Origin of the sequence: Nocardia sp. CY15 (assembly GCF_009829295.1) — a bacterium.
GTDB classification, from domain to species: Bacteria; Actinomycetota; Actinomycetes; order Mycobacteriales; family Mycobacteriaceae; genus Nocardia; species Nocardia sputi.
In genome coordinates this window covers 549,955-574,070 of sequence record NZ_VUOT01000001.1, presented here as the reverse complement: position 1 = coordinate 574,070, position 24,116 = coordinate 549,955, and the positions used below count along the sequence as shown (strand labels likewise).

The following is a 24,116-nucleotide window of genomic DNA, read 5'->3' as shown; positions in this document are numbered from 1 at the left end:
TGAATGCGCGGCCCCACGACCGGGCCCCTTCGCCTCAACGTCGAGACGGCCCCGGGAGACACCCGGGGCCGTTTTCGGCTGTCCACCCACCGAGACCTCACGGTCGCGGCTCACCCGGGTCATCCTCGAGCGCGCGGCGACCGCCGACGCGCGCGGTGACGGGCGAGCTTCGCGCGTATCAGGACTGCGCCACGTAGGCTGACAGCGTTCGATCCAGATGGTCGGCGGCCACCAAGCGCTGGCCGACGAACGACAGCACCCACACACTGCCCTTGCGATTGCGCGCCGACGGCAGCGCGATTCCGTCGCGTTCGGCCAGCCATCCCAGCAGATCCGGGATCACCTTGCCCTGACTGCAGACGACGCGAACGGCATTGTCCGACACCAGGGCTCGAAGACGTTCCCGGGCCTCGTCCGGGTGCTCGGCGTACCCGGTCTCGGAAAATAATGGCTCCATGCCGATTTCGCGGCCGAGCTTCTCCGCCAGCGGCGCCATGGTCTGCACGCAGCGCAGCGGAGGGGCCGAGTACACCTCGGATGCGCCGAACGCCAAGAGATTCGGCGCCAGCGCACGTGCCTGCGTCTCGCCTTCGCGGTCGAGCGGACGCTGCTCGTCGGGACCGTTGAAGCGGTCCCTGCGGCCGGCTCGGGCATGCCGGACCAGCAGAAGGGTGTCGGTGCGTGCGGGCAGCCGGGTGAAGGCGCGCACCACTTGCCGGTCCATCGGATACGACAGTTGCTCCATCACCCGGTCCAGCGGGTGCCAGCTGAGCACGTCCACCTCGGAATTGGCGGTGAACTCCCCGCCCGCCACTTCGGCGGCCCAGTAGTCGACCCGCTTCAGCTTGCGATGGCCTGGAATCGGGTAGGTCACGTAGCCGAGATAGCGGCCCAGTCTGCACTCCAGGCCGGTCTCTTCGCGGACCTCGCGGACCGCGGCCAGCACCGGTGTCTCACCCGGGTCGAGCTTGCCCTTGGGCAGGGACCAATCCTGGTACTTGGGGCGGTGGACGAGCGCGATCTCGATCGCACCCGCAGCCGACTCCCGCCACAGCAACGCACCCGCCGCGTGGATGTTGGCGGTGACGCGGGGATCCCAGAACGGGCTCCCCCCCTGTTCGAACCCCGTTGTGGCGTTCACTGCTGCTCGGGCCTGCGCAGCCGCATCAAGAACTCCTGATGATCTCTGATCTTGTCCCCGTCCCCGGAGGAGCCCGGTGACGCCTGCCAGGTGCCGTCGGGTTGCAGCACCCAGCAGCGCGTGGTCGCCGACAGCGCGGAGTCGAACACCTCACCGAGTTGCTCGGTCAATCGCGGATCCTTCACCTGCGCCATCACCTCCACCCGGCGATCCAGGTTGCGGTGCATCATGTCGGCGCTGCCGATCCAGTACTCGTCCTGCGCCTGGAAGTGCATGACACGGGAGTGCTCCAGGAACCGGCCGAGGATGGAGCGTACTTGAATGTTCTCGCTCATCTCGGGCACACCGGGACGCAGCCCGCAGATGCCGCGCACCACGATCTGCACCGGTACGCCCGCCTGCGAGGCCCGGTACAGCGCGTCGATGATCTCCTCGTCGACGATCGCATTGGCCTTCAGCCGGATTCGGGCGTCCGCACCCTGCGCCGCGAGCTCGGTCTCGCGCTGGATGCGCTCGATGATGCCGGAGCGCACGCCGTGCGGGGCAACGAGCAGATTGCGGTAGTTCTCTTTCCGCGAGTAACCGGTCAGCGAATTGAACAGGTCGGTCAGGTCGGCGCCGATTTCGGGTGCGGCGGTGAGCAATCCGACGTCCTCGTAGAGCCGTGCGGTCTTCGGGTTGTAGTTGCCGGTCCCGATGTGGCAGTAGCGGCGGATGGTCGCGCCCTCGCGCCGCACCACCAGGCAGGTCTTGCAGTGGGTCTTCAGTCCGATGAGGCCGTACACCACGTGCACACCGGCCTGTTCCAGCGCGCGGGCCCATTTGATGTTGGCCTGCTCGTCGAACCGCGCCTTGATCTCGACCAGGGCGACCACCTGCTTGCCCGCCTCTGCGGCGTCGATGAGCGCGTTGACGATCGGGGAGTCGCCGGAGGTGCGGTAGAGCGTCTGCTTGATGGCGAGCACCTGCGGGTCGGCGGCGGCCTGTTCGATGAACCGCTGCACGCTGGTGGAGAACGAGTCGTACGGGTGGTGCACGAGCACGTCGCCCTCGCGCAGGGCGGCGAAGACGTTGCGTGGCGTCTCGCGCTCGCCGAACGCGGGCGGCGTGGCGGGGACGTACGGAGTGTCCTTCAGATTCGGCCGGTCCACGCCGTATACCTGCCAGAGGCAGGACAGGTCGAGCAGGCCGGGCACCTGGATCACGTCGCCGGGGTCGACATCCAGCTCCCGCAGGAGCAGATCGAGCATGTGTTCGGTCATGTCGTCGGACACCTCCAGGCGCACCGGCGAACCGAACCGGCGCCGGGCCAGCTCGCGCTCCAGCGCCTGCAGCAGATCCTCGTCGCGATCTTCGTCGACCTCGAAGTCCGCGTTGCGGGTGATCCGGAACGAGTGGTGCTCGACCACGTCCATACCGGGGAACAGCAGATCCAGGTGCGCGGCGATGAGCGCTTCCATCGGCAGGAAAGCGGCGATGGGTGAGCCGGAGTCGGTGCGGCGCACGCGGACGAACCGGTCGACGTTGTCGGGCACCTTGACGCGGGCGAAGTGCTCGCCGCCCGTGGCGGGTTCCTTCACCGTCACCGCGAGGTTGAGGCTCAGCCCGCTGATGTAGGGGAATGGGTGCGCCGGGTCCACCGCGAGCGGGGTGAGGACCGGGAACACCTGATCCTGGAAGTAACCGGAAAGACGCCTGCGTTCGTCGTCGTCCAGATCGCTCCAGTCGATGATCGCGATGCCCTCGGCGGTCAGCGCGGGCAGCACGCTGTCGAGGAAGACGCGGGCATGACGCACCGCTATCTCCTGTGCGCGCGCGGCGATCAGCTCCAGTTGCTCGCCGGGGGAGCGGCCGTCGGCCGAGCGCACCAGCAGACCGGTCTCGGCGCGGCGCTTCAATCCCGCGACCCGCACCATGTAGAACTCGTCGAGATTCGACGCGAAGATCGCCAGGAACTTCGCCCGCTCCAGCAACGGAAGCGACGCGTCCTCGGCGAGCGCGAGTACGCGGGCGTTGAAGTCCAGCCAGCTCAATTCACGATTGAGGTAGCGATCACGTGGCAACCGTGGCGCCACCGAGTCGGCGGACAAGGGTGTCGCCGCCGGGGGTGGCGTGGGAAGCAACGGCTGCTGCTTGACGATTTCCGTATCGCTCACGCCAACGATCATCCCTTACCGGACAGCTCATGTGCATCCCGTGAGCGTGATCGGTCTGTGTCTCACGCCACCATGGCGATCGTCTAGCACACGTGTGGAACGTGTTCGTGAACGCCGCCCGGCCAGCCGATGTCGTGCAGGACAGCACGAGTCGCGTTGCCGGCCCCCAGGGCCACCGCGCGGTCCAGATCGTCGGCGGTGTCGACGTCCAGGCGCAGTCCCGGCCAGTCCCCGGTGAGATCCACCGCGCCTGCCCCGATGTGGCTGCGGGCGGACCCGGGGCCGAAGCGGGGGTCGAGTGCGGCGAGGGGATCGCGCACCACCAGCGCGGCGGTGCCGCTGCCCTCGTGGTCGACCACGATCGAGCGCAGGCCTCGGGGAGCGGCGGCGAGCATGTCCGACAGTTCTTCCGGCCGCAACGCGGGCAGGTCGGCCTGCAGTGCGAGCAGATCGATCGGCCCGTGCGCATCGCGCAACGCGGCGGCGGTGGCGGCCAGCGCGGTGTTCAGCCCGCCCGAGCGCGGCCCGCGTGGTTCCGGATGGACGTCGGCGCCGAGCGTGCGAGCCAGATCGGCGACCGCGGGGTCGGGCGTGACCACGGTCACGGATACGACATCGCCTACCGCCGTGGTGGCGGTCACGGTGTCGGCGAGCATGGCCAGCACCAGCCGCGCCCGGTGCTCCGGGCGCAGCCGGTCGGCCAGTCGGCTCTTGGCCCGATCGAGGCTCTTGACCGCGATCACGGCATGCACGGCGTGCGGGCGCATGCGAGCAATCCTTCCATGGCATATTGGGCTGATGACGAGGGCGGCAGTGCTGGGCGCAGGATCGTGGGGCACCGCGTTCGCGAAGGTGTTGGCGGACGCGGGAACCGAGGTCACGATCTGGGCCCGGCGGCCCGAGGTCGCCGCGACGCTGGCCTCCGAACATCGCAATCCCGATTACCTGTCGGATATTCCGCTGCCGCCGATCGCGGCGACCCACGACCCCGCGGTGGCGCTCGCGGAAGCCGACATCGTCGTGCTGGCGGTGCCGTCGCAGTCGCTGCGCACCAACCTCGCGGAGTGGAAGGGGATGATCCCGGCCGATGCCACGCTGCTGAGCCTGGCGAAGGGGATCGAGACCGGGACGCTGCTGCGCATGAGTCAGGTCATCGAGGAGGTCACCGGGGCCGACCAGAGCCGGGTCGCGGTGCTGTCCGGGCCGAACCTGGCGCGGGAGATCGCGGTGGAACAGCCCGCCGCGACCGTGATCGCCTGCTCGGACAACGACCGGGCGGTCGCGGTGCAGCACGCCAGCGCGACCGGATACTTCCGGCCCTACACCAATACCGATGTGGTCGGCTGCGAGATCGGCGGGGCGTGCAAGAACGTCATCGCGCTCGCCTGCGGCATCGCCTCGGGCATGGGCCTGGGTGACAACTCGATCGCCAGCCTGATCACCCGCGGTCTGGCCGAGATCATCCGGCTCGGGGTGGCCCTCGGTGCGGAGCCGGTCACGCTGGCCGGGCTCGCGGGAGTCGGGGATCTGGTCGCCACCTGCACCTCGCCGCTGTCGCGCAACCGGTCCTTCGGCCATGTGCTCGGCGCGGGCGGATCCATGGAAGCCGCCCAATCGGCCACTCATGGACAGGTCGCCGAGGGTGTGAAGTCCTGCACATCGGTGCGCGCGCTGGCCGAGCGGCACGGCGTCGAGATGCCGCTGACCACCTCGGTGCACCAGGTCTGCCACGAAGGACTTTCCGTGCGCGAAGCCGTCGGCAACCTGCTCGGACGGCGGATGAAGCCGGAGTGATCCGGCTGCGCACGCCCTGAGCGGAGACCGCGGTGTCCCGGACGGTCAGCGGTGGGTGCGCGGGTCGAAACGGGTACGGTTCGGGTCATGACGAACCGGATCAGGGTAGCTGTGGTCTTCGGCGGGCGCAGTAACGAGCACGCCGTGTCCTGCGTATCGGCCGGTAGTGTGCTGCGCCACCTGGATCCGGAGAAGTACGAGGTCGTGCCGATCGGCATCACCGCGGAGGGCCGCTGGGTGCTCGGCGGTGCGGACGTGGCCGCGCTCGGCATCCACGATCGCGCGCTGCCGTCGGTGGATGCCACCGGCACGGCGCTGACCCTGGCCGCCGACCCGAGCCGCTCGGGGGCGCTGATCGCGCTCGACGATCCGAGCGCCGCTCTCGGCTCGGTCGACGTGGTCTTCCCGATCCTGCACGGACCGTTCGGTGAGGACGGCACCTTGCAAGGAATGCTGGAGCTGGCCGGGATCCCGTATGTCGGACCGGGGGTGCTGGCCAGCGCGGCGGGCATGGACAAGGAATTCACCAAGAAACTGCTCGCGGCGGAGGGACTGCCGATCGGCACCCAGGTGGTGCTGCGGCCCGGCACGGCGACCGTCGCCGAGGAGGACCGGCTGCGCCTTGGCCTGCCGGTGTTCGTCAAGCCGGCCCGCGGCGGATCATCGATCGGCATCACCAGGGTGACCGACTGGAACGAGCTGGACGCGGCCATCGCCGCGGCGCGCGCGCACGACCCGAAGGTGATCGTGGAAGCGGGCATCGTCGGACGCGAAGTGGAATGCGGGGTGCTCGAGCATCCGGACGGGCGGGTCGCGGCGAGCGTGGTCGCCGAGATCCGGATGCCGGAGACCGGCGTCACCGCCGAGCCTCCCGCGTTCTACGACTTCGATACCAAGTACCTCGACGACGTCTGCGAGTTCGACGTTCCCGCCAAGCTGGACGACGAGGTGTCCGAGCAGATCCGGGAACTGGCCGTGCGTGCCTTCCGAGCTCTCGACTGCCAGGGCCTGGCGCGGGTCGATTTCTTCGTCACCGACCAGGGCCCGGTGATCAACGAGATCAACACGATGCCGGGCTTCACCGCCATCTCCATGTACCCGCGCATGTGGGAGGCCACCGGTGTCGACTTCGCCGCACTGATCTCCACACTCATCGAAACCGCGCTCGCCCGCGGCACCGGCCTGCGCTGAGCGGTACCGCGCAATCGGCGCGGATTTGAGTTTGCGGAATAATTGCTGTGCACCGATCCGTAGGCCGCCGAGCCGGGTGACCCTGATGGATCGCACGTCGAAATTGATGCCCGGGCCACCGGGTTACCTTCGTCCGCGTCCTGGATAGTTCGGCACCACACAATCGCCTACGTGACCGACCGTGCCGGTCTGCGGCACAGATCGTGCAGCAGTGGTTCACCGCGTCGCGAATCCGGTCCGGGGGCACGGAGTGAAGCGATCGGCTGTCTGGCAGGCGTCCGCCGGGCTGCGATGACGACAACGCCGATCACCGAGCCGCGCGTCAGTTGGGCAGCGGTCCCGGATCGATCGGCTGGGCCGGGATGGTGGCGGTGACCATGTCGGAGACTTCTTGCAGCGGCGTCGGACCGGAGCCGTCGGGGACGGTGAGGGCGATGTAGGTTCCGCGGTCGACGGCGAACCAGGTGCTCACCTCGGCGGTCTGGTCGCGGACCTCGAACCACTGCACGCCGTTCACGACCTGCAACGGTGAGGCGCGGTTGAATTCCAGCGGTCGATCCAAACCGCAGCGCAGGACGATGGGGTCCCCGCCTTCGGCGCGCTGCCACGCGCGGGTGGCGGGCGGAGCGGGCTCGACCAGGGTCGATTTGGTGAACTCACCCAGGTCCGCGGGCAGCGCGGGCAGCAGGGCGGCGCAGGCTGGACCCTCCGCCGCAGGGGCAGGGACAGGGCCGAGCACCAGTGGTTCCCGCTCGACCGGCGCGCGGCTCGCGAGCACGGCGGCCACGAGCACCGCGACGACCAGCACGACGGGAAGCGCGACGGCGGTGGCGATGATCGCGGGCGAATATTGATGTGCGGGCGCGTTGTCCGGCTCGTCGGCTTCAGCGGCCGAATCCGCCGTCTGCTCCGCTGCTTCGGAGGCGGCGGCCTGCGCGTTCGAGTCCGCGGCGTCGGCGCTGCCTGCCGGACCGCCCGGTGCGGCGGGCTTCCGAGCGTCCGCACCGGCTTGCGTGCCGTCCGAATGCTCGCGTTCCGCGGAATCGCGGTCCGGCGAATCCGCCGCCATACAACACTCACCGATCCTTTCTCGTTCGCGCGTCGGCGCCGGTCGGTGGCCGCGCGATGGTGGCGCGATGGACCGGCCCGGTAGTACTCGAGGTGCCTCCGAAAGGGTACCGTCGGGCTCATTCCAGCAAGCAGCGCGCCGGAAAGGATCGGTCATCAGCGCCAGTAGGGGCCCGAGGACAGTGCGTGAACTGGGGGAGTTCGCGCTGATCGACCGCATCAACGCGGGCCGGGTGCAAGCGCCGGGTGTGCTGCTCGGCCCTGGCGACGACGCGGCGATGGTCGCCGCGCCCGACGGCCGGTTCGTGGTGTCCACCGACATGCTCGTGCAGGATCGGCACTTCCGGTTGGACTGGTCCAGCCCCGAGGACATCGGCCGCAAGGCGATCGCGCAGAACGCCGCCGACGTGGTCGCCATGGGCGCGACGCCGACCGCGTTCGTCGTCGCGCTCGGCTGCCCGGCCGACACTCCGCTCGAAGTCGTCGACGGGCTTGCGGACGGCATGTGGGCCGAGGCGGCCAGAGCGGGCGCCTCGATCGCGGGCGGCGACCTGGTCCGCAGCCGTGAGCTGATCATCTCCGTCACCGCGTTCGGCGATCCAGGGGAAGGCGCGCCGATCACCCGAGCGGGTGCGCGCGCGGGGGACGTCGTCGCGGTGGCCGGCCGTCTAGGCTGGTCGGCCGCGGGACTCGCCGCCTTCACCGCTGGGGTGACCGGACCCGAGGTCGCGGAAGCGCTTGCCGCTCATCGTGTCCCGCAGCCGCCGTACGCCGCCGTCCTGGACGCGCTGGGCCGCGGAACGCTCGACGGGTCGAATTCGACTGTGGCGCAGAAGTCTTCCGCGCGGTCGTGTCCCGGATCGATCGACCCGGCGGCGGACATGCCCGGTACCACGACAGGCGAGGAGCTTTCGCGGCGGCAGCCGCCGAACGGCGACCACGAAGCGCGAGTGGGAAGGTCGCGGGCCCGGACCGGCTCGACCGACGTGGGGTTGCGCGCGTTGACCGACGTGTCCGACGGGTTGCTAGCGGATCTGGGGCACATCGCATCGGCATCAGGTGTCGCCATCGATCTGGATTCGGCGGCGCTGCGCGACCCGGCGTTGGAGCACGTCGCCGCTCGGCTGGAAGCCGATGCAACGCAATGGATCCTGACCGGCGGCGAGGACCACGCCTTCGCGGGAACATGGGCGCCGGACCGCGCGCTGCCGTCCGGATGGGTCGCGATCGGGCAGGTTGTGGCCGGTCGCGGGCTTACCGTCGACGGCGTGACCCAGACCGGCGACGGCGGGTGGGAATCCTTCCGTGGGGCGGACTCGGCCCTCGACGGCGACCCACGCTAAGTTGTGCGGTCATGGGCACGAAACCATTGACGGAAATCATGGATCCGGGCTGGGCGAAGGCACTCGAGCCGGTGGCGGACCGGATCGCCGCCATGGGCGAATTCCTTCGTGCCGAGAACGCCGCGGGCCGCGGCTACCTGCCGTCCGGTGAGAACGTCCTGCGCGCCTTCCAGCGTCCGTTCGACGCGGTGCGCGTGCTCGTCGTCGGCCAGGACCCCTATCCGACGCCCGGCCATCCCATGGGGCTGAGTTTCTCCGTCGCGCCGGACGTTTCGCCGATCCCGCGCAGCCTGGCCAACATCTTCGCCGAATACAGCAAGGATCTCGGCCACCCCACGCCCTCCTGCGGCGATCTGAGCCCGTGGTCGGACCAGGGTGTGCTGATGCTCAACCGAGTGCTCACCGTTTCTCCCGGCAAGCCCGCCTCGCACCGGGGCAAGGGCTGGGAGGCGGTCACCGAACAGGCGATCCGCGCCTTGGTCGCCAGGGACGAGCCGTTGGTGGCGATCCTGTGGGGCAGGGACGCGGCGACGCTCAAGCCGTTGCTGGCAGAATCCGAGATTCCCTATATCGAGTCCGCGCATCCGTCGCCGCTGTCGGCGTCGCGCGGGTTCTTCGGTTCCCGCCCCTTCTCGCGAGTGAACGAACTACTCGACGAACTGGGGGCCGAACCGGTTGACTGGCGCCTGCCCTGAATCGGGCGTCTGTGTGTGATCGACCGAGAGAAAACGAGTGAGGAGCTCTTCCATGCACAACACCACCCTCCGCGGCGCTACCGCGACCCTGGCCTTCTGCGCCGCGCTCACCAGCGGCGCCGCTGTCGCAGGTGCGGCCCCCCTGCGGCTCGAGCCCGCCGCGGAGACCACGACGGCTCCGGTCGCCGAGGAGTACACCTCCAGCGGCTCCTCCACCATCTCCGCGTCGGTGAATGCCAAGATCGCGTGCCTGTTCTTCGTGGGCAATCTCGGCTGCTGAACCCTCGATTCGCCGGGTTCACGCCGGTGCGGACGGGCGTTGTGCGATCCTACAGATCGTGAGTAATGCGAACAATCTTCTCGAACCGTCCCGGCTCCGGCTGCGCGGTTCGGGCGGAATCGAGCTGGCCGCCGATCAGTTCGGCCCGGTCGACGGCCCGCTCGTCGTCTTCCTGCATGGTGGCGGGCAGACCCGGCACTCGTGGAAGCAGACCGGCGCGCGGCTCGGCGCGTCGGGAATGCGGGTCGTCACCGTCGACGCCCGCGGTCACGGCGACAGCCAGTGGGCGCCGGATCGCGACTACCGACGGCAGACCATGGCCGAGGACCTGCTGCGGGTGCTGGAACAGCTGGGCGCGCCCGCGGTGGTCGTCGGGGCCAGCATGGGCGGGATCACCGGACTGCTCGCCACCGCACGGCCCGGCGGGGAGGCGATCAGCGCTCTCGTTCTCGTCGACATCGTGACCAGGCCCGAGCCGGAGGGAATCGCCCGGGTAATCGACTTCCTCGGCAAGCATCGCGACGGCTTCGACACCATCGAGCAGGCGGCCGACGCGGTCGCCGAGTACCTGCCGCACCGTCCGCGCCCGAAGAGTACCGACGGCCTGCTCCGCAATCTGCGCGAGCGCGACGGCCGCTGGTACTGGCACTGGGACCCGGACATGCTCGGCGACCGGGTCGAGGACCCGTCGGCGATGACCGAGCCGATGGAGGACGCGGCGCGGGCGCTGCGCATTCCGGTGCTGCTGGTCCGCGGCATGCGTTCGGATGTGGTGAGCGCCGAGGGAGCCGAGGCGTTCCAGCGGCTGGTGCCGCACGCCCAGCTCGTGGAGATCGGCGGCGCCGCGCACACCGCCGCAGGCGACGACAACGACTCGTTCACCGACGCGGTGGCGAAATTCGTACTCGCCACCTGGGAATGAAGCCGGATCAGGCGAGTCCGGCGTAGTCGGGCTCACGCTTCGCCACGAACGCGTCCACGCCCTCGCGTCCGGTGGCGGAGCCGGCGGCCGCAGCGATGCCGTCGCGCTCGCTGTCGAGCTGATCGCTCAGCGTCGCGCTCTCGGACTGCCGCAGCAGCGATTTGATGCTCGCGTGGGTGGACCGCGGTCCCGCGGCGAGGGTGCGCGCCAGTCGCTGCGCCTCCTCGGCGATCTCGTCGTCGGCGACCAGCCTGCCCAGTACGCCGAGGCGCACCGCCTCGTCGGCGTCGAGGACGGCATCGGTGAGCAGGATCTCGCGGGCCCGCGCCCGACCGACGATGCGCGGCAGCGTCCAGGACATGCCGCCGTCGGGGCTCAGGCCGATTCCCGGATAAGCGGGGCGCAGCTTGGTGCCCGGACCGCCCAGGGCGATGTCGGCCACGCAGACCAGGCTCATGCCCGCACCCGCCGCCCAACCCTGGACCGCGGCCACCACCGGGAGCGGTACAGCGTCCAGCGCCCGGACGAATTCGTGCAGGTCGGTGGCCAGACCGTGAATGTGCGCCGAGCGGTCCTGCGCCGCGGCGAAGCCGCGCACGTCGCCGCCCGCACAGAAGTTGCGACCGGTGCCTCGCAGCAGCACCGCGCCCGCTTCGGAGCCGAGTGCGTTCAGCGCGGCGGTGCCCGCGTTGATGCCCGCGAAATCCATGGACGTGCCGTTGGCGGAGGTGGCGATGGTGATCTGGAGGACGCCGTCGACGGTTGTCACGTACCCGGCTTGCTCGCTGGAGGTCATGATCTGCACCTTAAGCGAAGGCGCGGATACGCCTAGCGAGTGCCGTCCGGTGCGGGGTCCGCGCGCATCGTCGGCTTACGCACCATGCGCACCTCCATCGCGGCGGTGAACGACTCGACCTTGCGGGTGCCGTCGAGCACGAAACCATGCCGCCGGTAGAACGCCTGAGCGCGCGCGTTCCGCTCGAACACCCAGAGCGAGCACGCAGCGGCCGGGTCGAGTGCGGCGCGGATCAGATCGTCGGCCACACCGCTGCCGTGCCAGCGGGATCGAACGTAGAGTGCGTGCAGTTCGAGTGGAGTCACCGCGTCCGCGTCATCGGGCGGGCCCGCGCTGGAGAATCCGATCACTTCGTCATCGATGATCGCGACGTGGGTGCGGCCCGGATAGCGCACCCGATCGCGTTCCCACTGCTCGGCCCGCCGCCCGACATCGAAGGCGTCGAGCACGTGCGCGGGCGCCAGTCCCCGAAACGCCTCGCGCCAGCAGGCGATGTGACATTCGGCGAGGCTGTGGGTGTACCCCGCGGCCAAGGGCTGGACTCGCCACGGATGTTCGCTCACAGTGGCCGCACTCGCTGACCCCCACAGTCATGACGACGCCCCGGACCACCCGATACGGGTGCCGGGGCGTGTGCCGGGGTGCTGGTCAGCCGGAGGGCGGATCAGCCGCGGACGACCTTGCCCGCCTTCAGGCACGAGGTGCACACGTTCATGCGGCGGGTGTTGCCCGGGGCGACCTGCGCGCGCACGGTCTGAATGTTCGGGTTCCAACGACGGTTGGTGCGCCGGTGCGAGTGCGAGACCGACTTCCCGAAGCCGGGGCCCTTGGCGCAGACGTCGCAGACGGCAGCCATAGTCGCGAACTCCTTCATGTCAATGGTGGGGACCGCCGCTTTCGCGGTGCGGCGCGTCCTCGTGCAATGTCGAGTGTGTGCCTTGTCGGCGGGGAGCCGACCAGCGCAGACCGGTGACGGCCGCGCGAGGCAACCCTGCAAGGGTAGCTGTGCCGACACCGATCCACCAAACCGGTCCCCGTGCCACGAGTGCCGGAGCGGTTGCTGGGCATCCCCAGTCTAACGGCGCGGTCTTGCCGGTCGCCTGTCGGGACCGCCCGCTAACCTGGCGGGCGGTGGTGGTGCGCAGGTGGCGGAAGGGAGTGAGGGGACGGTGTCCGGAGCGCGAGATGGGATGGACGGCACGGCATTGCTGCGCTGGGGCCGCACCTGTCTCGCCGGCCTGGAACACCGGCGCGCGGAGATCAACGCGCTCAATGTCTTTCCCGTCCCGGACGCGGACACCGGCACCAATCTGCTGGCCACCATGCGCGCCGCCGTCGAGGCGGGGGAAGCGGCCGCGGCGCAGCGGGCGAACTCGGGCGGGAGCGTGGCCCATGCCGTCGCCGTCGCGATGGCCCACGGCGCGACCATCGGCGCCCGCGGCAACTCGGGCATCATCCTGTCTCAGGTGCTGCGTGGCGTCGCGGATGCGGTGGACGGTGGTCCGTTCACGGCCGACAGTCTCCGGGCTGCGCTGACCAGGGCATCCGAACTGGTCCGCGAGGCGCTGAGCGTGCCGATCGAGGGAACCATTCTCACCGTGCTGGACTGTGCGGCCGCGGCGGCCGCGGGGTGCCCGGATCAGGCGCTCGGGGACGTGGCGCTCGCGGCGGCCGACGGTGCGGCCAAAGCGCTCGGCGACACGACCTTTCAATTGGGTGTGCTGCGGCAGGCCGGTGTCGTCGACGCGGGAGCTCGCGGGCTGGTCGTACTGCTGGACAGCTTGGTCACCGTCACACGAGGTGCGGCGCCCGCTCGGCCGGAGTACCCACGGCCCCCGACGGCGGCGCGAATCGCGCCCCCCGGCGAGGCCGAACCGCAGTACGAGGTGATGTACCTGCTGGCCGACTCCGACGAGCCGAAAGTGGCCGCGCTGCGCGCCCGTCTCGGCGAACTCGGCGACTCGGTCGTGGTCGTCGGCGACGGTGTCGGAGCCTGGTCGGCGCATGTGCACTGTGCCGACGCGGGTGCGGCGGTGGAGGCGGGCATCGCGGCGGGCAAGCTCAGCCGCATCCGCGTCGAGAACGTCGCCCTCGGGTCGCGCCCGGACGTGCTCGCCGGGTCCGGCGACCTCGTCGCGGCCGATCGCGGCGGGAGAGCACGAACAGAGGACAGGACCAACCCCGGCGACCGCGCCTGCGACTCTCGTGTCCCGCCGATGCGGACCGAAGACGTCACGGGATCGGCTCCGCCCGCCGATTCGACCCAGGTGGTGGCGGGTTCGCTCGGCCCGGCTACGGCGGCGGCTCCCGGGACTCCGGCCGATCGCGGAATCCTGGCGGTGGTCGACGGCGCGGGCGCCGCGACGCTGTTCGAGGACGCGGGCGCCGTGGTGCTGGCGGGCGACGAGCCGGTCGCCGCCACGACGCTGCTGGCCGCGATCCGGCGGATGCCCAACCGCGAGGTGCTGGTGCTGCCCAACGGCGCGCTGCCCGCGCACGAGTTGGTCGCCGTGGGCGTCGCCGCGCGCGACGCCCACCGGGACGTGCTGTTGCTGCCGAGCGCGTCGATGGTGCAAGGGTTGGCGGCCCTGGCCGTGCACGACCGCGGACGGATCGCGGTGGACGACGCCTTCGCCATGTCGGAGGCCGCCGCCACGACACGCTGGGGGTCGCTGCGCGTGGCGACCGAGCGCGCGCTCACCATGGTCGGCACCTGCGCGCCGGGCGACGGGCTCGGTCTGACCGGTCACGATGTCGTCGTGATCGAGCGCGACGTGCGCACGGCCGGGCGGACCCTGTTGGATCGGCTGCTCGCCTTCGGCGGCGAGCTGGTCACGCTGCTGATGGGAGCGGCGGCTCCGGACGACCTCGGCGACGAACTCGCCGCCCATATCGCACAGAACTTCCCCGGTGTCGAGGTGATCGTGTATTCCGGTGGGCAGCAGGGTGATTCGGTGCAGATCGGAGTGGAGTAGGGCATGGCGACACTGAGCGATCGGCTCGACCACATTCTCGGGGCCAAGGCGGCGGCCTCCCTGGCGGACGCGTTCGACATGCAGACCGTCGAGGATCTGCTGCGGCACTACCCCCTGCGGTACGCGACGCAGGGCCAGCCGCTCACCGAGGAGGCGCCGGAGGACGGTTCGCACATCACCGTCATCGGACGGATCACCAAGGCCGAGCTGCGTCCGATGCGCAACCGCCGCGGTTCCCTGCTGAAGGTGGTGCTCGACACCGGCTCCGGTCGCGGCGTCGACGTCACCTTCTTCAATGGCGACAAGGTGAAATACGTTGTTCGCGAAGGCCTGCGCGCGATGATGTCGGGCACGGTGAACTACTGGCGCCCCGGGCAGTGGAATCTCAGCCACCCCGGCTACCTGATTCTGCCGGAAGCCGAGGACGACGCCGCGTCGGTCGGCGCGCTGACGAAGGTGCGCGGCGGCGGTGACCTGCGCGGTCTCGCGGAGAGCGCGAAAGGCGCGGGGGGCGTGGACACCTCTTTCATGGAACGCGAGTTCATCCCGGTCTACCCGGCGACGGCCAAGGTGCAGAGCTGGGACGTGCTCGCGTGCGTGCGTCAGGTGCTCGATCAGCTCGATCCCATCGAAGATCCGCTGCCGGAGGACGTGCGGGCCGAACGGGCCCTGCCGAACCTGTCCGACGCGCTGCGCCTGATCCATCTGCCCGAACACAAGTCCGACATCGATCAGGCCAAGGACCGGCTGCGCTTCGACGAGGCGCTGGCTCTGCAACTGGTGCTGGCCGAGCGCAGGCACGAGGTCTCCGGACGCCGCGCTCGCGCCTGCGCGCCGCGCGCCGACGGCATCGCCGCCGCGTTCGACCAGCGGTTGCCTTTCGACCTGACCGCCGGGCAGAAGCAGGTCGTGGCGGAGATCTCCGCCGATCTGGCCCGCGAGCAGCCGATGCACCGGTTGCTGCAAGGTGAGGTGGGCTCCGGGAAGACGATCGTCGCCCTGCACGCCATGCTGCAGGTGGTCGACGCCGGCCTCCAGTGCGCACTGCTCGCCCCGACGGAGGTACTGGCCGCGCAGCACTACCGGTCGCTGCGCGGCATGCTCGGCGAACTGGGCGCCGCCGGCGAATTGGGCGCGGCCGACAACGCCACCCGCGTGGTGCTGGTGACCGGGTCGATGTCGGCCGCGGCCAAGAAGGCGGCGCTGCTGGAGGCGGTGACCGGCGAGGCGGGCATCGTGATCGGCACGCATGCGCTGATCCAGGACAACGTCGAGTTCTTCGACCTCGGCATGGTCGTGGTCGACGAGCAGCATCGTTTCGGTGTGGAGCAGCGAGATGCTCTGCGCGCCAAGGCGAAAGCGGGTGCGAGCCCGCATCTGCTGGTGATGACCGCCACCCCGATCCCACGCACGATCGCCATGACCACCCTCGGCGATCTGGAGACCTCCACGCTGACCGAACTGCCGAGAGGCCGCTCGCCGATCGTCTCCAAGGTGGTGCCGCGCAGGCAGCACCCGAACTGGGTGGATCGTGCCTGGGAGCGGATCGTGGAGGAGGTCGCCGCGGGACGTCAGGCGTACGTGGTGTGTTCGCGCATCGGCGAGGACGAAGATACGGCGGGCAAGTCCCGCAATGGACGCTCGAAGTCCGGCGACGGCGAGAAGGAGGCTTCGAACACCCAGGCGGTGCTGGACGTGTTCGAGATGCTGCGCGGCGGGCCGCTGTCGGGCGTGCGGGTGGGCCTGCTGCACGGCCGACTGCCCGCCGACGAGAAAGACCAGGTGATGCGCGCGTTCAACGACGGATCGGTGGACGTGCTGGTGTGCACCACGGTGGTCGAGGTCGGTGTGGACGTGCCCAACGCGACGGTGATGGTGATCGTCGACGCGGACCGGTTCGGCGTCAGCCAGTTGCACCAGCTGCGTGGCCGGATCGGCCGGGGCAAGCACCCTGGATTGTGCTTGCTGGTCACGGATGCCGCGCCGGGCGGGTCCGCGATGGCGCGCTTGGACGCGGTGGCCGCCACCACCGACGGCTTCGAACTCGCGGTGCTCGACCTGCGTACCCGCCGCGAGGGCGACGTGCTCGGCGCCGCGCAGTCCGGTACGGCCCGTTCGCTGCGGCTGCTGTCGCTGCTGGACGATCTGGAGGTCATCACCGCCGCTCAGGAATTCGCCCGGGCCGTGGTGGCATCCGATCCCGGGCTGCGCAGGCATCCCGGTCTCGCGGGGATGATGCACGCCGCCGTCGATTCCGAGCGCTTGGAGTACTTGGCCAAGTCCTGACACCGGCTGTGCCGGTTTATCGGTCGAGCTGTTCGTGCGTGTGATGGCCGGGAGCCGCTCGGCTCCCGGCTTCCTCATCAGACCGCGGCGGTTTCCGCGGCGGACGTAGTGGGTTCGGCGTCCCCGCGCGCGTTGACGGTCCGCAGCCCCACGATCGCGGCGGCCACCGCGATGACGCCGCCGACGAACAGCGCCCGGCCGAAGCCGGCGTTCAGGGCCTCGATCGGCGCGTGACCGGCCGCGAGTCGCGTGTCGGTGTGCGAAGTCGCGATGGCGGTGAGCACCGCGAGACCCAGCGCCCCGCCCACTTGCTGCCCGGTGTTGAGCAGGGCGGCGGCCAGACCGGCCTGCTCGGGTGGCACGCCCGCGTTCGCCGCCGTGGTGTTCGCGACGAAGACCGCGCCCGCCCCCACCGACAGCACCAGCATGCCCGGCAGCAGATCGGTGAGGTAGGAGCCGTCGACGGACATGCGCGACAGAAGCAGCACCCCCAGCCCGCACAGCAGTGACCCGAGCACCGTGAAGATCCGGGTTCCGGTCTTGGCGAAGTATTTCGTCGCCAGCCCTGCGGCGATGCCGATCGTGCAACTCACCGGAAGATACGCGACCCCTGCCTGGAATTCCCCGTAGCCGAGCACCGTCTGCATGTACAACGTGACGAAGAAGAACATCGACAGCATGCCCGCGGCGATCACCAGATGCGTCAGATTGGCCGCGGCCAATCCACGCACACCGAAGATCGACAGCGGGACCAGCGGGTCCGCCGCGGCGCGCTCGTTGGCGACGAACGCGACGAGCAGCGCTGCCGCGATACCCAGCACACCGATCGTGCGCGCGTCGCCCCACCCGTATTCGGGCGCCTTCACCAGTCCGAACACGAGCGTCATCAGGCCTGCGGTCGCCAGGACCGTCCCCAGCACGTCGAACCCGCGCCGGATGTCGTTGCGCTGATCGTCCGGGATCAGCAGGGGGATGGTCACCAGAACCAGTAGGCAGACCGGCGTGTTCACGTAGAAGACCCAACGCCAGCCCGGCCCTTCGGTGATCACCCCGCCGAGGAACACGCCGGCCGCCGACGCCAGTCCGGCCGCGCCGCCCCAGACTCCGACGGCGGTGTGGCGATCGGAGCCCTCCCGGAAACTGGTGGTGAGAATCGACAGTGCGGCAGGCAGCATCAGCGCGGCGCCGATCCCCTGGGCGAATCGAGCCCCGATCAGCGGGCCGCTACTGTCGGCCAGTCCGCCGAGCGCGGAGGACAGACCGATGATCACGGTGCCCGCGATCAGGACGCGGCGGCGTCCGAGCAGATCGGCCAGCCTGCCGCCGAGCAGCAGCAATCCGCCGTAGGTGAGCAGGTATCCGCTGGTGAGCCACTGCAGCGTGGGCACCGACATGCCGAGTTCGCGCTGAATGGTCGGCAGCGCGACGTTGACGATGGAACCGTCCACGAAATCCAGGAAGGCCACCGTGCACAGCAGTGCCAGCAAGAGTTTGCCGCGGCGGGTCGCCAAGGACGACGGTGTTTCGGTGGGTGCGCGCACTCCTATTTTCCTCTCTCGAGACGGACGAACCTTGTCCTCCGTTGCGAACCGAGAGCGACGGCATCCGGTGGATGTGACACGGCGACGCGCAGGCGAGAGGCAGATCACAATTCGGGCACGCACGTCACAGAACGCGGCGCTGCCGCGCTCCTATCCGTGAGACCGGAGGAGACCGATGACCGAGACCGCGGACGAAGCCGCCACACGTGTGTTCGCCGACCACAGGGAGTTGCTCTTCTCGATGGTCTACTCCATGCTCGGCAGTGTCGCCGACACCGAGGACGTGTTGCAGGAGACCTGGCTGTCCTGGGCCGCGCGCCTACGCGACGGCGGTGCCGAAATCCGGCATTCCCGGGCGTATCTGGTGCGCGTCGCGGTCAACCACGCGCTGGCCCGGCGGGCGGCGATCAATCGGCGGAGGGAGACCTACGTCGGCCCGTGGCTGCCCGAACCGCTGGTCACCGACGGGGCGAGCGGACATCTCGTCGAAGACGCGGCGCAGGGCGCGCTGCGCGCCGAGTCGGTGTCCATGGCCGTGCTCGTCGTGCTGGAGACGCTGACCCCGCTGGAGCGCGCGGTGTTCGTGCTGCACGAGGTGTTCGGCTATCCGCACGCCGACATCGCCGAGATCCTCGGCCGCGCGCCCGCCTCGATTCGCCAGCTCGCGCATCGCGCAAGGGAGCATGTGCACGCTCGGCGGCCACGGTGGCGGGCCGATCCGCACACGCAGCGGCGGGTGACCGAGAAGCTCCTCGCCGCACAGCTCGACGGTGATCTTGCCGGACTGCTGGAACTGCTCGCGCCGGACGTAGCGTTCTGGTCCGACGGCGGCGGAAAGCAGCAGGCCGCGCTGCGGCCGATCTACGGCAGGGACAAGGTCGCTCGCCTGATCGTCAGCCCGGCCGTGCGCCGTCACGTGCCCGATCTCGGTGTCGCATACCGCTTCGTCAACGGCGACGCGGCCGTGCTGATCTTCTCCGCGGGCGCGCCGTTCGCGGTGGTCGTGCTCGACATCGACGTGCCCACCGAGCGGATCGGGGCGATCTACGCCGTGACCAACCCGGACAAGCTCACCAGGATCGGTACCGGTCAGCGCCCGAGCCGTGGATAGGGCAGGTCGGTGCTGGTGTGCTCGGCTACTGCCAACGGGCTGCCGATGTGCGGGAAGGCGCGCTGCGGGCACGCGGGACGCTCGCACACCTTGCAGCCCGCGCCGATCGGGACCGCGGCGGCCGGGTCGTCCAGTGGCAACCCGGCCGAATACACCAGGCGGTCGGCGTATTCGATGTCGCAGCCGAGTCCGATCGCGAAATTCTTCGCCGCCGCGCCGAACCCGTGCGGCGCGACCGCCGCGGTACGGGCGACCCAGAGATAGCGGCGGCCGTCCGGCATCTCCGCCACCTGGGTGAGGATGCGGCCGGGATGCGAGAAGGCTTCGTGCACCACCCACAGCGGGCAACTGCCGCCGACCCGGGAGAAATGGAACGCGGTGGCGGACTGACGTTTGGAGATGTTGCCCGCGCGATCGGTGCGGACGAAGAAGAACGGGACCCCGCGCTGCCCCTGCCGCTGCAAGGTGCTGAGCCGATGGCAGATGGTTTCGAAGCCGACCTCGAAACGCAGGCCGAGCAGGTCGATGTCGTAGCGCAGCTCCTCTGCCGAGCGCAGGAATCGCCCGTACGGCAGCACCAGCGCGCCCGCGAAGTAATTGGCGAGTCCGATGCGCGCGAGCGTGCGGGATTCGCCACTGAGCGAAGGGGTCTCGGCCAGTACGGCATCCAGCTCGGCCCCGTAGAGCAGCAAACCGAGCGTGGTGGCGATCTGGAAGGCGCGCTGGCCGGGCCGCAACCGCCGGGCCAGCGTGAGCGTCCGGCTCGCCGGGTCGTAGTGCCGTTTCGGGACGTTCGGGTCGGCGCCGTCGCCGCGCACCAGAACGGTGACTCCGGCGCGTTCCTCGGCGATCCGGGCGAGCTGGCGATCGAGCGAGCCGATGGTCAGCCCGTGGTTCTCGAACAGCTGCTCGGCGGCGATGTCGAGCTGCGGTATGTGGTTGTGGTGGTCATAGAAGAAGTCGCGCACGTCCTCGTAGGGCATGGGCACCCCGGGCGCGCCCGCGGGTGCGGACACTCGCGCCGACAACAGGTCGAGCTGATCGGTCGCGGCGCGTAGTCGGCGATGCATCGCGACGACGATCCTGGCGACCTCCGGCTGCCGGGTCGCCAGCTCCTCCACCTCGGTCAGCGGCGCGGTGTGCCCGCCCGCGGCGTCCACCAGCACTTCGTGCAGGTCGGACACGAGGCGCGCGTCCGAATCGGCGGCGAAGAACTGGACGTCGAGGTCGAAGGTGGAATTGAGTTTCAGCAGTACGGGAATGGTGAGGGGGCGCTGGTCGCGCTCGAGCTGGTTGAGGTAGCTCGGCGACAGATCCAGCGATTTCGCCAGAGCCGCCTGAGTCATTCTCCGCTCTTCACGCAATCGCCGAAGCCGGGCGCCCGCATACATCTTGCGCACCTGCACGATGGTAGCTGCGATTATTCGCAATCATCGCAAGAACGCGCGCTATTACCCGCCAATATACGATTTTTCGAGGTGTTCAGCATCGTGTCCGATCTGCGTAGCGTGCGAAGAGAGGGGCGTTCGCTCCGCACGTCCGCCGCGAAACCCTCGATCACCCGGTGCCTGGAACGGGCGCCGCGGACTGCGAAAGGGATCGTCTGTTGGGGGGCCTCAGTTCTCGTCCAGGATCACCGCCTATTGCCGGGCACGTCCCCGTAGGCGCGGGCGGCTGTCGATCGCCCCTTCCCTACCGAACGATTGCTTGGTTGAATCGAGGGCGGCGGCACTCCGCCCTTCGGTAGCAGGAAAGCGAGTCAAGCGAATGCCCGATCCCGACGAACTCGTGCGCGCGATGTGCCGAAGCTGGTCCGACCCCGATCCGGATCGAATCAGCGCGTACTTCGCCGAGGACGCCGTGTACCACAACATCCCGATGGAACCCATCGTCGGCCGCACCGCCATCCGCGATTTCATCGCGGGCTTCCTGACCACCTTCGACTCCATCGACTTCGACATCCACCACCAGATCGCGGCAGGGGGCGTGGTGATGAACGAGCGCACCGACACCCTGCACTCGGCCGGACGCGCGACCCCGCTCCCGGTCATGGGTTTCTTCGAAGTCGCCGACGGCGCCATCACCACCTGGCGCGACTATTTCGACATGGCCGCCATCAATCGGGCCTTCGGACTGTGAGGCTCGGCCGCCACCGATGTCTGTGGCGAAACACGGCGCGGGTGCGGGAACCGATTGGAGGATGGGCGCGTCGAAGTAGGTAAGCCGGAAAGACGGTGTCGTGGTCGACATGTGAGGAGGGGTAGCCGGTGGAACGTTGTTCGGGGTGTCATACGGCGTGGCGGCGGGGGATGCGGGCGCGGGCGCGGGAGTTACCGGTGACGCGGCGGGAAGAGCCGTGTGATCGGTACACCTCGCGGCGGCGGCAGCCGCCACGGCCGGAGCCGGAATCCGACTGAGGCCGTCGATGTTCGGTGCCCCCTTCGTCAGGCTCCTCGCCCGGAATCCTGGAAGGGGGCACCGATCTTCGATCAGGCGGGCAGGGTCACCGCACGGCCGCCGCCGCGGCGACCATGTTGCGCAGCGCGGCTTCCACCTCCACGCGGCCCCTGGTCTTCAACCCGCAGTCCGGATTCACCCAGAGCCGTTCGGCAGGAACCGCCTTCAGTGCCGCGCGCAGCGCCGTGGTGAGCTCGTCCACACTCGGCACCCGCGGTGAGTGGATGTCGTACACGCCGGGGCCTACGCCGAGGTCGAACCCCGCCGCGTTGAGGTCGTCGAGTACCTCCATGTGGGAGCGCGCCGCCTCGATCGATGTGACATCGGCGTCCAGCCCGGCGATCGCATCGATCACCTCGCCGAATTCCGAGTAGCACAGGTGGGTGTGGATCTGCGTCGCGTCGGACACCCCGGAGGTCGCCAGCCGGAACGACCGCACCGACCACTCCAGGTACGCGGCCTGATCGGCCGCGCGCAGCGGAAGCAGCTCACGCAGCGCCGGTTCGTCGACCTGGATGATCCGGATGCCCGCCTGTTCCAGATCCACGGTCTCGTCCCGGATCGCCAGCGCGACCTGCCTGGCGGACTCGCCGAGCGGCTGGTCGTCGCGTACGAACGACCACGCCAGAATCGTCACCGGGCCGGTCAGCATGCCTTTCACCGGCTTGTCGGTGCGCGACTGCGCGTAACCGATCCACTCGACGGTCATCGGCTCGCGCCGCGCGACGTCTCCGAACAGGATCGGCGGCCGCACGCAGCGCGTCCCATAGGACTGCACCCACCCGTGTTCGGTCGCCGCGAACCCGTCGAGTTGCTCGGCGAAGTACTGCACCATGTCGTTGCGCTCCGGCTCGCCGTGCACCAGCACGTCGAGTCCCAGCTCCTCTTGTAGCGCGATGACGTCGGCGATCTCGGCGCGCATCCGGCGCGCGTACTCGGCCTGGTCGATCTCGCCCTTCCGTAGCGCGGCTCGTACCTGTCGGATAGCCGAGGTCTGCGGGTAGGAACCGATCGTCGTGGTCGGCAGCGCGGGCAGCCGCAAACGGTCCCGTTGCAGTTCCCGGCGTTGTTCGGCGGGAGCGCGGCGGGTGGCGTCCGGCCCGAGCGCGGCCAGCCTGGCGCGCACCCGCGGATCGTGCAGCCGTGAATCCGACCTCCGCGAGGCCAGCGCCGCACGCGCCGCGGCCAAGTCGGCCGCGATCGCCTCCGTGCCTTCGTTCAGTCCCGTCGCGAGCAGGCGCACTTCGGTCACTTTCTCCGCCCCGAACGCCAGCCAGGACCGTAGCCGCTCGTCCAAGCGTGTCTCCGCCGCCAGGGTGTAGGGCACGTGCAGCAACGAACACGAGCTCGAGACCGCTACGTGCGCGGCCGAGCCCAGCAACGTACCGAGGGTGGCCAGGGCGCGGTCGAGATCGGTGCGCCACACGTTGCGACCGTCCACGACCCCCGCGACGACCAGCTTGCCCGCCAGCGCGGGCACGGACGCCACCGCGGAGACGTCGGTCCCGGCGGTGAAGTCGAGGGCTACTCCTTCTATACCGGTGCCCGCCAGCGCGGTGAGCGCGGCATCCGGCTGCCCGAAATAGGTCGCCACCAGGATCGCCGGACGATCGGTGGCATCGGCGAGTTCGTCGTAGGTGATCTGCACCAGGCCGATCTCCTCCGCCGTGAGGTCGGTGACCAGCACCGGCTCGTCGATCTGCACCCACTCAGCACCGGCGACGGCCAGTCTGCGCAGCAGTTCCCGATACAGCGGCAGCAGCTCGATGAGCCGCGCGAGGGCGGGTCCGCCGGTCGCTTTGGCCAGCTTCAGGAAGGTGATCGGGCCGATCACCACCGGCCGCGCGGGCACGCCGAGCTCGAGCGATTCCCGCACTTCCGCCAGCAGCTTGTCCGGGTGCAGCGAGAACGCGGTCTGCGGACCGATCTCCGGAACCAAGTAGTGATAGTTGGTGTCGAACCACTTGGTCATCTCCAGCGGCTCGACAGTGTCGGTGCCGCGCGCGGCGGCGAAGTAGCGTTCCAGCGGGTCCGCGATCCCGGCGACCCGTGCGGGCAGCGCGCCGAGCAGGACGGCGGTGTCGAGCATCTGGTCGTAGTAGGAAAACGTGCCGACCGGGATCGAGTCCAGTCTCGCGGATCGCAATCCGGTGAGCTGGGCCTGCCGCAGGTCGCGCGCTACGGCGTGCAACTGTCCGGCGTCGATCCCACCTGCCCAATAGGCTTCGGTGGCCCGCTTGAGCTCACGCCGGGGCCCCACTCGCGGTAGCCCGAGAACCGTTGCGGTGAACGGCTTTTGCTGTGCAACAGTCACGATGTTTCTCCATTGCCGAGGACGAGAAGCCATCGCCGTACGGGCA

The 24,116-nt window shown here is 69.6% G+C and carries 20 protein-coding genes; 10 read left to right on the top strand and 10 right to left on the bottom strand.

Going from position 1 to position 24,116, the window contains the following annotated elements; genetic code table 11:
- Nucleotides 1–178 precede the first annotated feature (178 nt).
- The 3 genes from GVY39_RS02800 to cofC all read right to left on the bottom strand — a co-directional run bounded on the left by GVY39_RS02800 (nt 179) and on the right by cofC (nt 4,064).
- Nucleotides 179–1,141 (bottom strand): bifunctional NUDIX hydrolase/histidine phosphatase family protein, encoded by a 963-nt coding sequence (locus GVY39_RS02800; RefSeq protein WP_159920022.1) that lies wholly within the window; start codon nt 1,139–1,141, stop codon nt 179–181.
- A complete protein-coding gene (locus tag GVY39_RS02795) occupies nt 1,138–3,309 on the bottom strand; it encodes an RNA degradosome polyphosphate kinase (protein ID WP_159920020.1) in 2,172 nt (723 codons plus the stop codon). The genes GVY39_RS02800 and GVY39_RS02795 overlap by 4 nt, the downstream gene beginning before the upstream one ends.
- Before the next feature lie 71 nt (nt 3,310–3,380).
- Nucleotides 3,381–4,064, bottom strand: coding sequence for a 2-phospho-L-lactate guanylyltransferase (gene cofC, locus GVY39_RS02790; protein ID WP_159920018.1), 684 nt, complete (start codon nt 4,062–4,064; stop codon nt 3,381–3,383).
- Nucleotides 4,065–4,095: 31 nt separating this feature from the next.
- On the opposite strand from cofC, the gene GVY39_RS02785 reads away from it, so the two are divergent.
- Both GVY39_RS02785 and GVY39_RS02780 read left to right on the top strand, forming a co-directional pair.
- Nucleotides 4,096–5,091, top strand: a complete 996-nt coding sequence (locus GVY39_RS02785) for an NAD(P)H-dependent glycerol-3-phosphate dehydrogenase (RefSeq protein WP_159920016.1) — start codon at nt 4,096–4,098, stop codon at nt 5,089–5,091.
- Between the two features lie 87 nt (nt 5,092–5,178).
- Nucleotides 5,179–6,282, top strand: a complete 1,104-nt coding sequence (locus tag GVY39_RS02780; RefSeq protein WP_159920014.1) for a D-alanine--D-alanine ligase family protein — start codon at nt 5,179–5,181, stop codon at nt 6,280–6,282.
- 322 nt (nt 6,283–6,604) lie between these two features.
- Here GVY39_RS02780 and GVY39_RS02775 read toward each other — a convergent pair whose 3' ends face one another.
- On the bottom strand, nt 6,605–7,351 hold the full coding sequence (locus tag GVY39_RS02775) for a DUF3515 domain-containing protein (RefSeq protein WP_223512545.1): 747 nt from the start codon (nt 7,349–7,351) through the stop codon (nt 6,605–6,607).
- Between the two features lie 181 nt (nt 7,352–7,532).
- Here GVY39_RS02775 and thiL point away from each other — a divergent pair, with 181 nt between their 5' ends.
- The 4 genes from thiL to GVY39_RS02750 are packed head-to-tail and all read left to right on the top strand — an operon-like array spanning nt 7,533 to nt 10,590.
- Nucleotides 7,533–8,693 carry a thiamine-phosphate kinase gene (gene thiL, locus GVY39_RS34205; RefSeq protein ID WP_236565255.1) on the top strand — a complete coding sequence of 387 codons (1,161 nt, stop codon included), beginning with the start codon at nt 7,533–7,535 and terminating at the stop codon, nt 8,691–8,693.
- Between the two features lie 11 nt (nt 8,694–8,704).
- On the top strand, nt 8,705–9,388 hold the full coding sequence (locus GVY39_RS02760; protein ID WP_159920012.1) for a uracil-DNA glycosylase: 684 nt from the start codon (nt 8,705–8,707) through the stop codon (nt 9,386–9,388).
- A gap of 52 nt (nt 9,389–9,440) precedes the next feature.
- A complete protein-coding gene (locus GVY39_RS02755; RefSeq protein WP_159920010.1) occupies nt 9,441–9,668 on the top strand; it encodes a hypothetical protein in 228 nt (75 codons plus the stop codon).
- Between the two features lie 58 nt (nt 9,669–9,726).
- Entirely contained in the window at nt 9,727–10,590 is an 864-nt protein-coding gene (locus GVY39_RS02750) for an alpha/beta fold hydrolase (RefSeq protein ID WP_159920008.1), read from the top strand.
- Between the two features lie 7 nt (nt 10,591–10,597).
- Here the strand turns inward: GVY39_RS02750 and GVY39_RS02745 are convergent, their stop codons facing one another.
- The 3 genes from GVY39_RS02745 to rpmB form a co-directional block, all read right to left on the bottom strand.
- A complete protein-coding gene (locus tag GVY39_RS02745; RefSeq protein WP_159920006.1) occupies nt 10,598–11,386 on the bottom strand; it encodes an enoyl-CoA hydratase/isomerase family protein in 789 nt (262 codons plus the stop codon).
- A 32-nt stretch (nt 11,387–11,418) separates the two neighbouring features.
- Nucleotides 11,419–11,949, bottom strand: a complete 531-nt coding sequence (locus GVY39_RS02740; RefSeq protein ID WP_159920004.1) for an N-acetyltransferase — start codon at nt 11,947–11,949, stop codon at nt 11,419–11,421.
- Nucleotides 11,950–12,050: 101 nt separating this feature from the next.
- A complete protein-coding gene (gene rpmB / locus GVY39_RS02735; protein WP_011210730.1) occupies nt 12,051–12,242 on the bottom strand; it encodes a 50S ribosomal protein L28 in 192 nt (63 codons plus the stop codon).
- 334 nt (nt 12,243–12,576) lie between these two features.
- On the opposite strand from rpmB, the gene GVY39_RS02730 reads away from it, so the two are divergent.
- Together GVY39_RS02730 and recG are read left to right on the top strand one after the other, a co-directional pair.
- Nucleotides 12,577–14,361: a DAK2 domain-containing protein gene (locus GVY39_RS02730; protein ID WP_159920348.1), complete on the top strand. Its 1,785-nt coding sequence runs from the start codon at nt 12,577–12,579 to the stop codon at nt 14,359–14,361.
- A gap of 3 nt (nt 14,362–14,364) precedes the next feature.
- Nucleotides 14,365–16,647, top strand: coding sequence for an ATP-dependent DNA helicase RecG (gene recG, locus GVY39_RS02725; protein WP_159920002.1), 2,283 nt, complete (start codon nt 14,365–14,367; stop codon nt 16,645–16,647).
- Nucleotides 16,648–16,724: 77 nt separating this feature from the next.
- Here recG and GVY39_RS02720 read toward each other — a convergent pair whose 3' ends face one another.
- Complete coding sequence (locus GVY39_RS02720) at nt 16,725–18,188, bottom strand: MFS transporter (RefSeq protein WP_159920000.1); 1,464 nt, start codon at nt 18,186–18,188, stop codon at nt 16,725–16,727.
- Nucleotides 18,189–18,363: 175 nt separating this feature from the next.
- Here GVY39_RS02720 and sigJ point away from each other — a divergent pair, with 175 nt between their 5' ends.
- The gene (gene sigJ / locus GVY39_RS02715) at nt 18,364–19,299 is read left to right on the top strand and encodes an RNA polymerase sigma factor SigJ (protein WP_159919998.1); all 936 of its coding nucleotides are present in this window, start codon (nt 18,364–18,366) and stop codon (nt 19,297–19,299) included.
- On the opposite strand, the gene GVY39_RS02710 is transcribed toward sigJ, so the two are convergent.
- Nucleotides 19,278–20,699: a short-chain fatty acyl-CoA regulator family protein gene (locus GVY39_RS02710; protein WP_201295132.1), complete on the bottom strand. Its 1,422-nt coding sequence runs from the start codon at nt 20,697–20,699 to the stop codon at nt 19,278–19,280. The genes sigJ and GVY39_RS02710 overlap by 22 nt on opposite strands.
- 367 nt (nt 20,700–21,066) lie before the next feature.
- On the opposite strand from GVY39_RS02710, the gene GVY39_RS02705 reads away from it, so the two are divergent.
- Nucleotides 21,067–21,438, top strand: coding sequence for a limonene-1,2-epoxide hydrolase family protein (locus GVY39_RS02705; protein ID WP_159919996.1), 372 nt, complete (start codon nt 21,067–21,069; stop codon nt 21,436–21,438).
- Nucleotides 21,439–21,802: 364 nt separating this feature from the next.
- On the opposite strand, the gene metE is transcribed toward GVY39_RS02705, so the two are convergent.
- On the bottom strand, nt 21,803–24,073 hold the full coding sequence (metE, locus tag GVY39_RS02700; protein WP_370523775.1) for a 5-methyltetrahydropteroyltriglutamate--homocysteine S-methyltransferase: 2,271 nt from the start codon (nt 24,071–24,073) through the stop codon (nt 21,803–21,805).
- Nucleotides 24,074–24,116 lie beyond the last annotated feature (43 nt).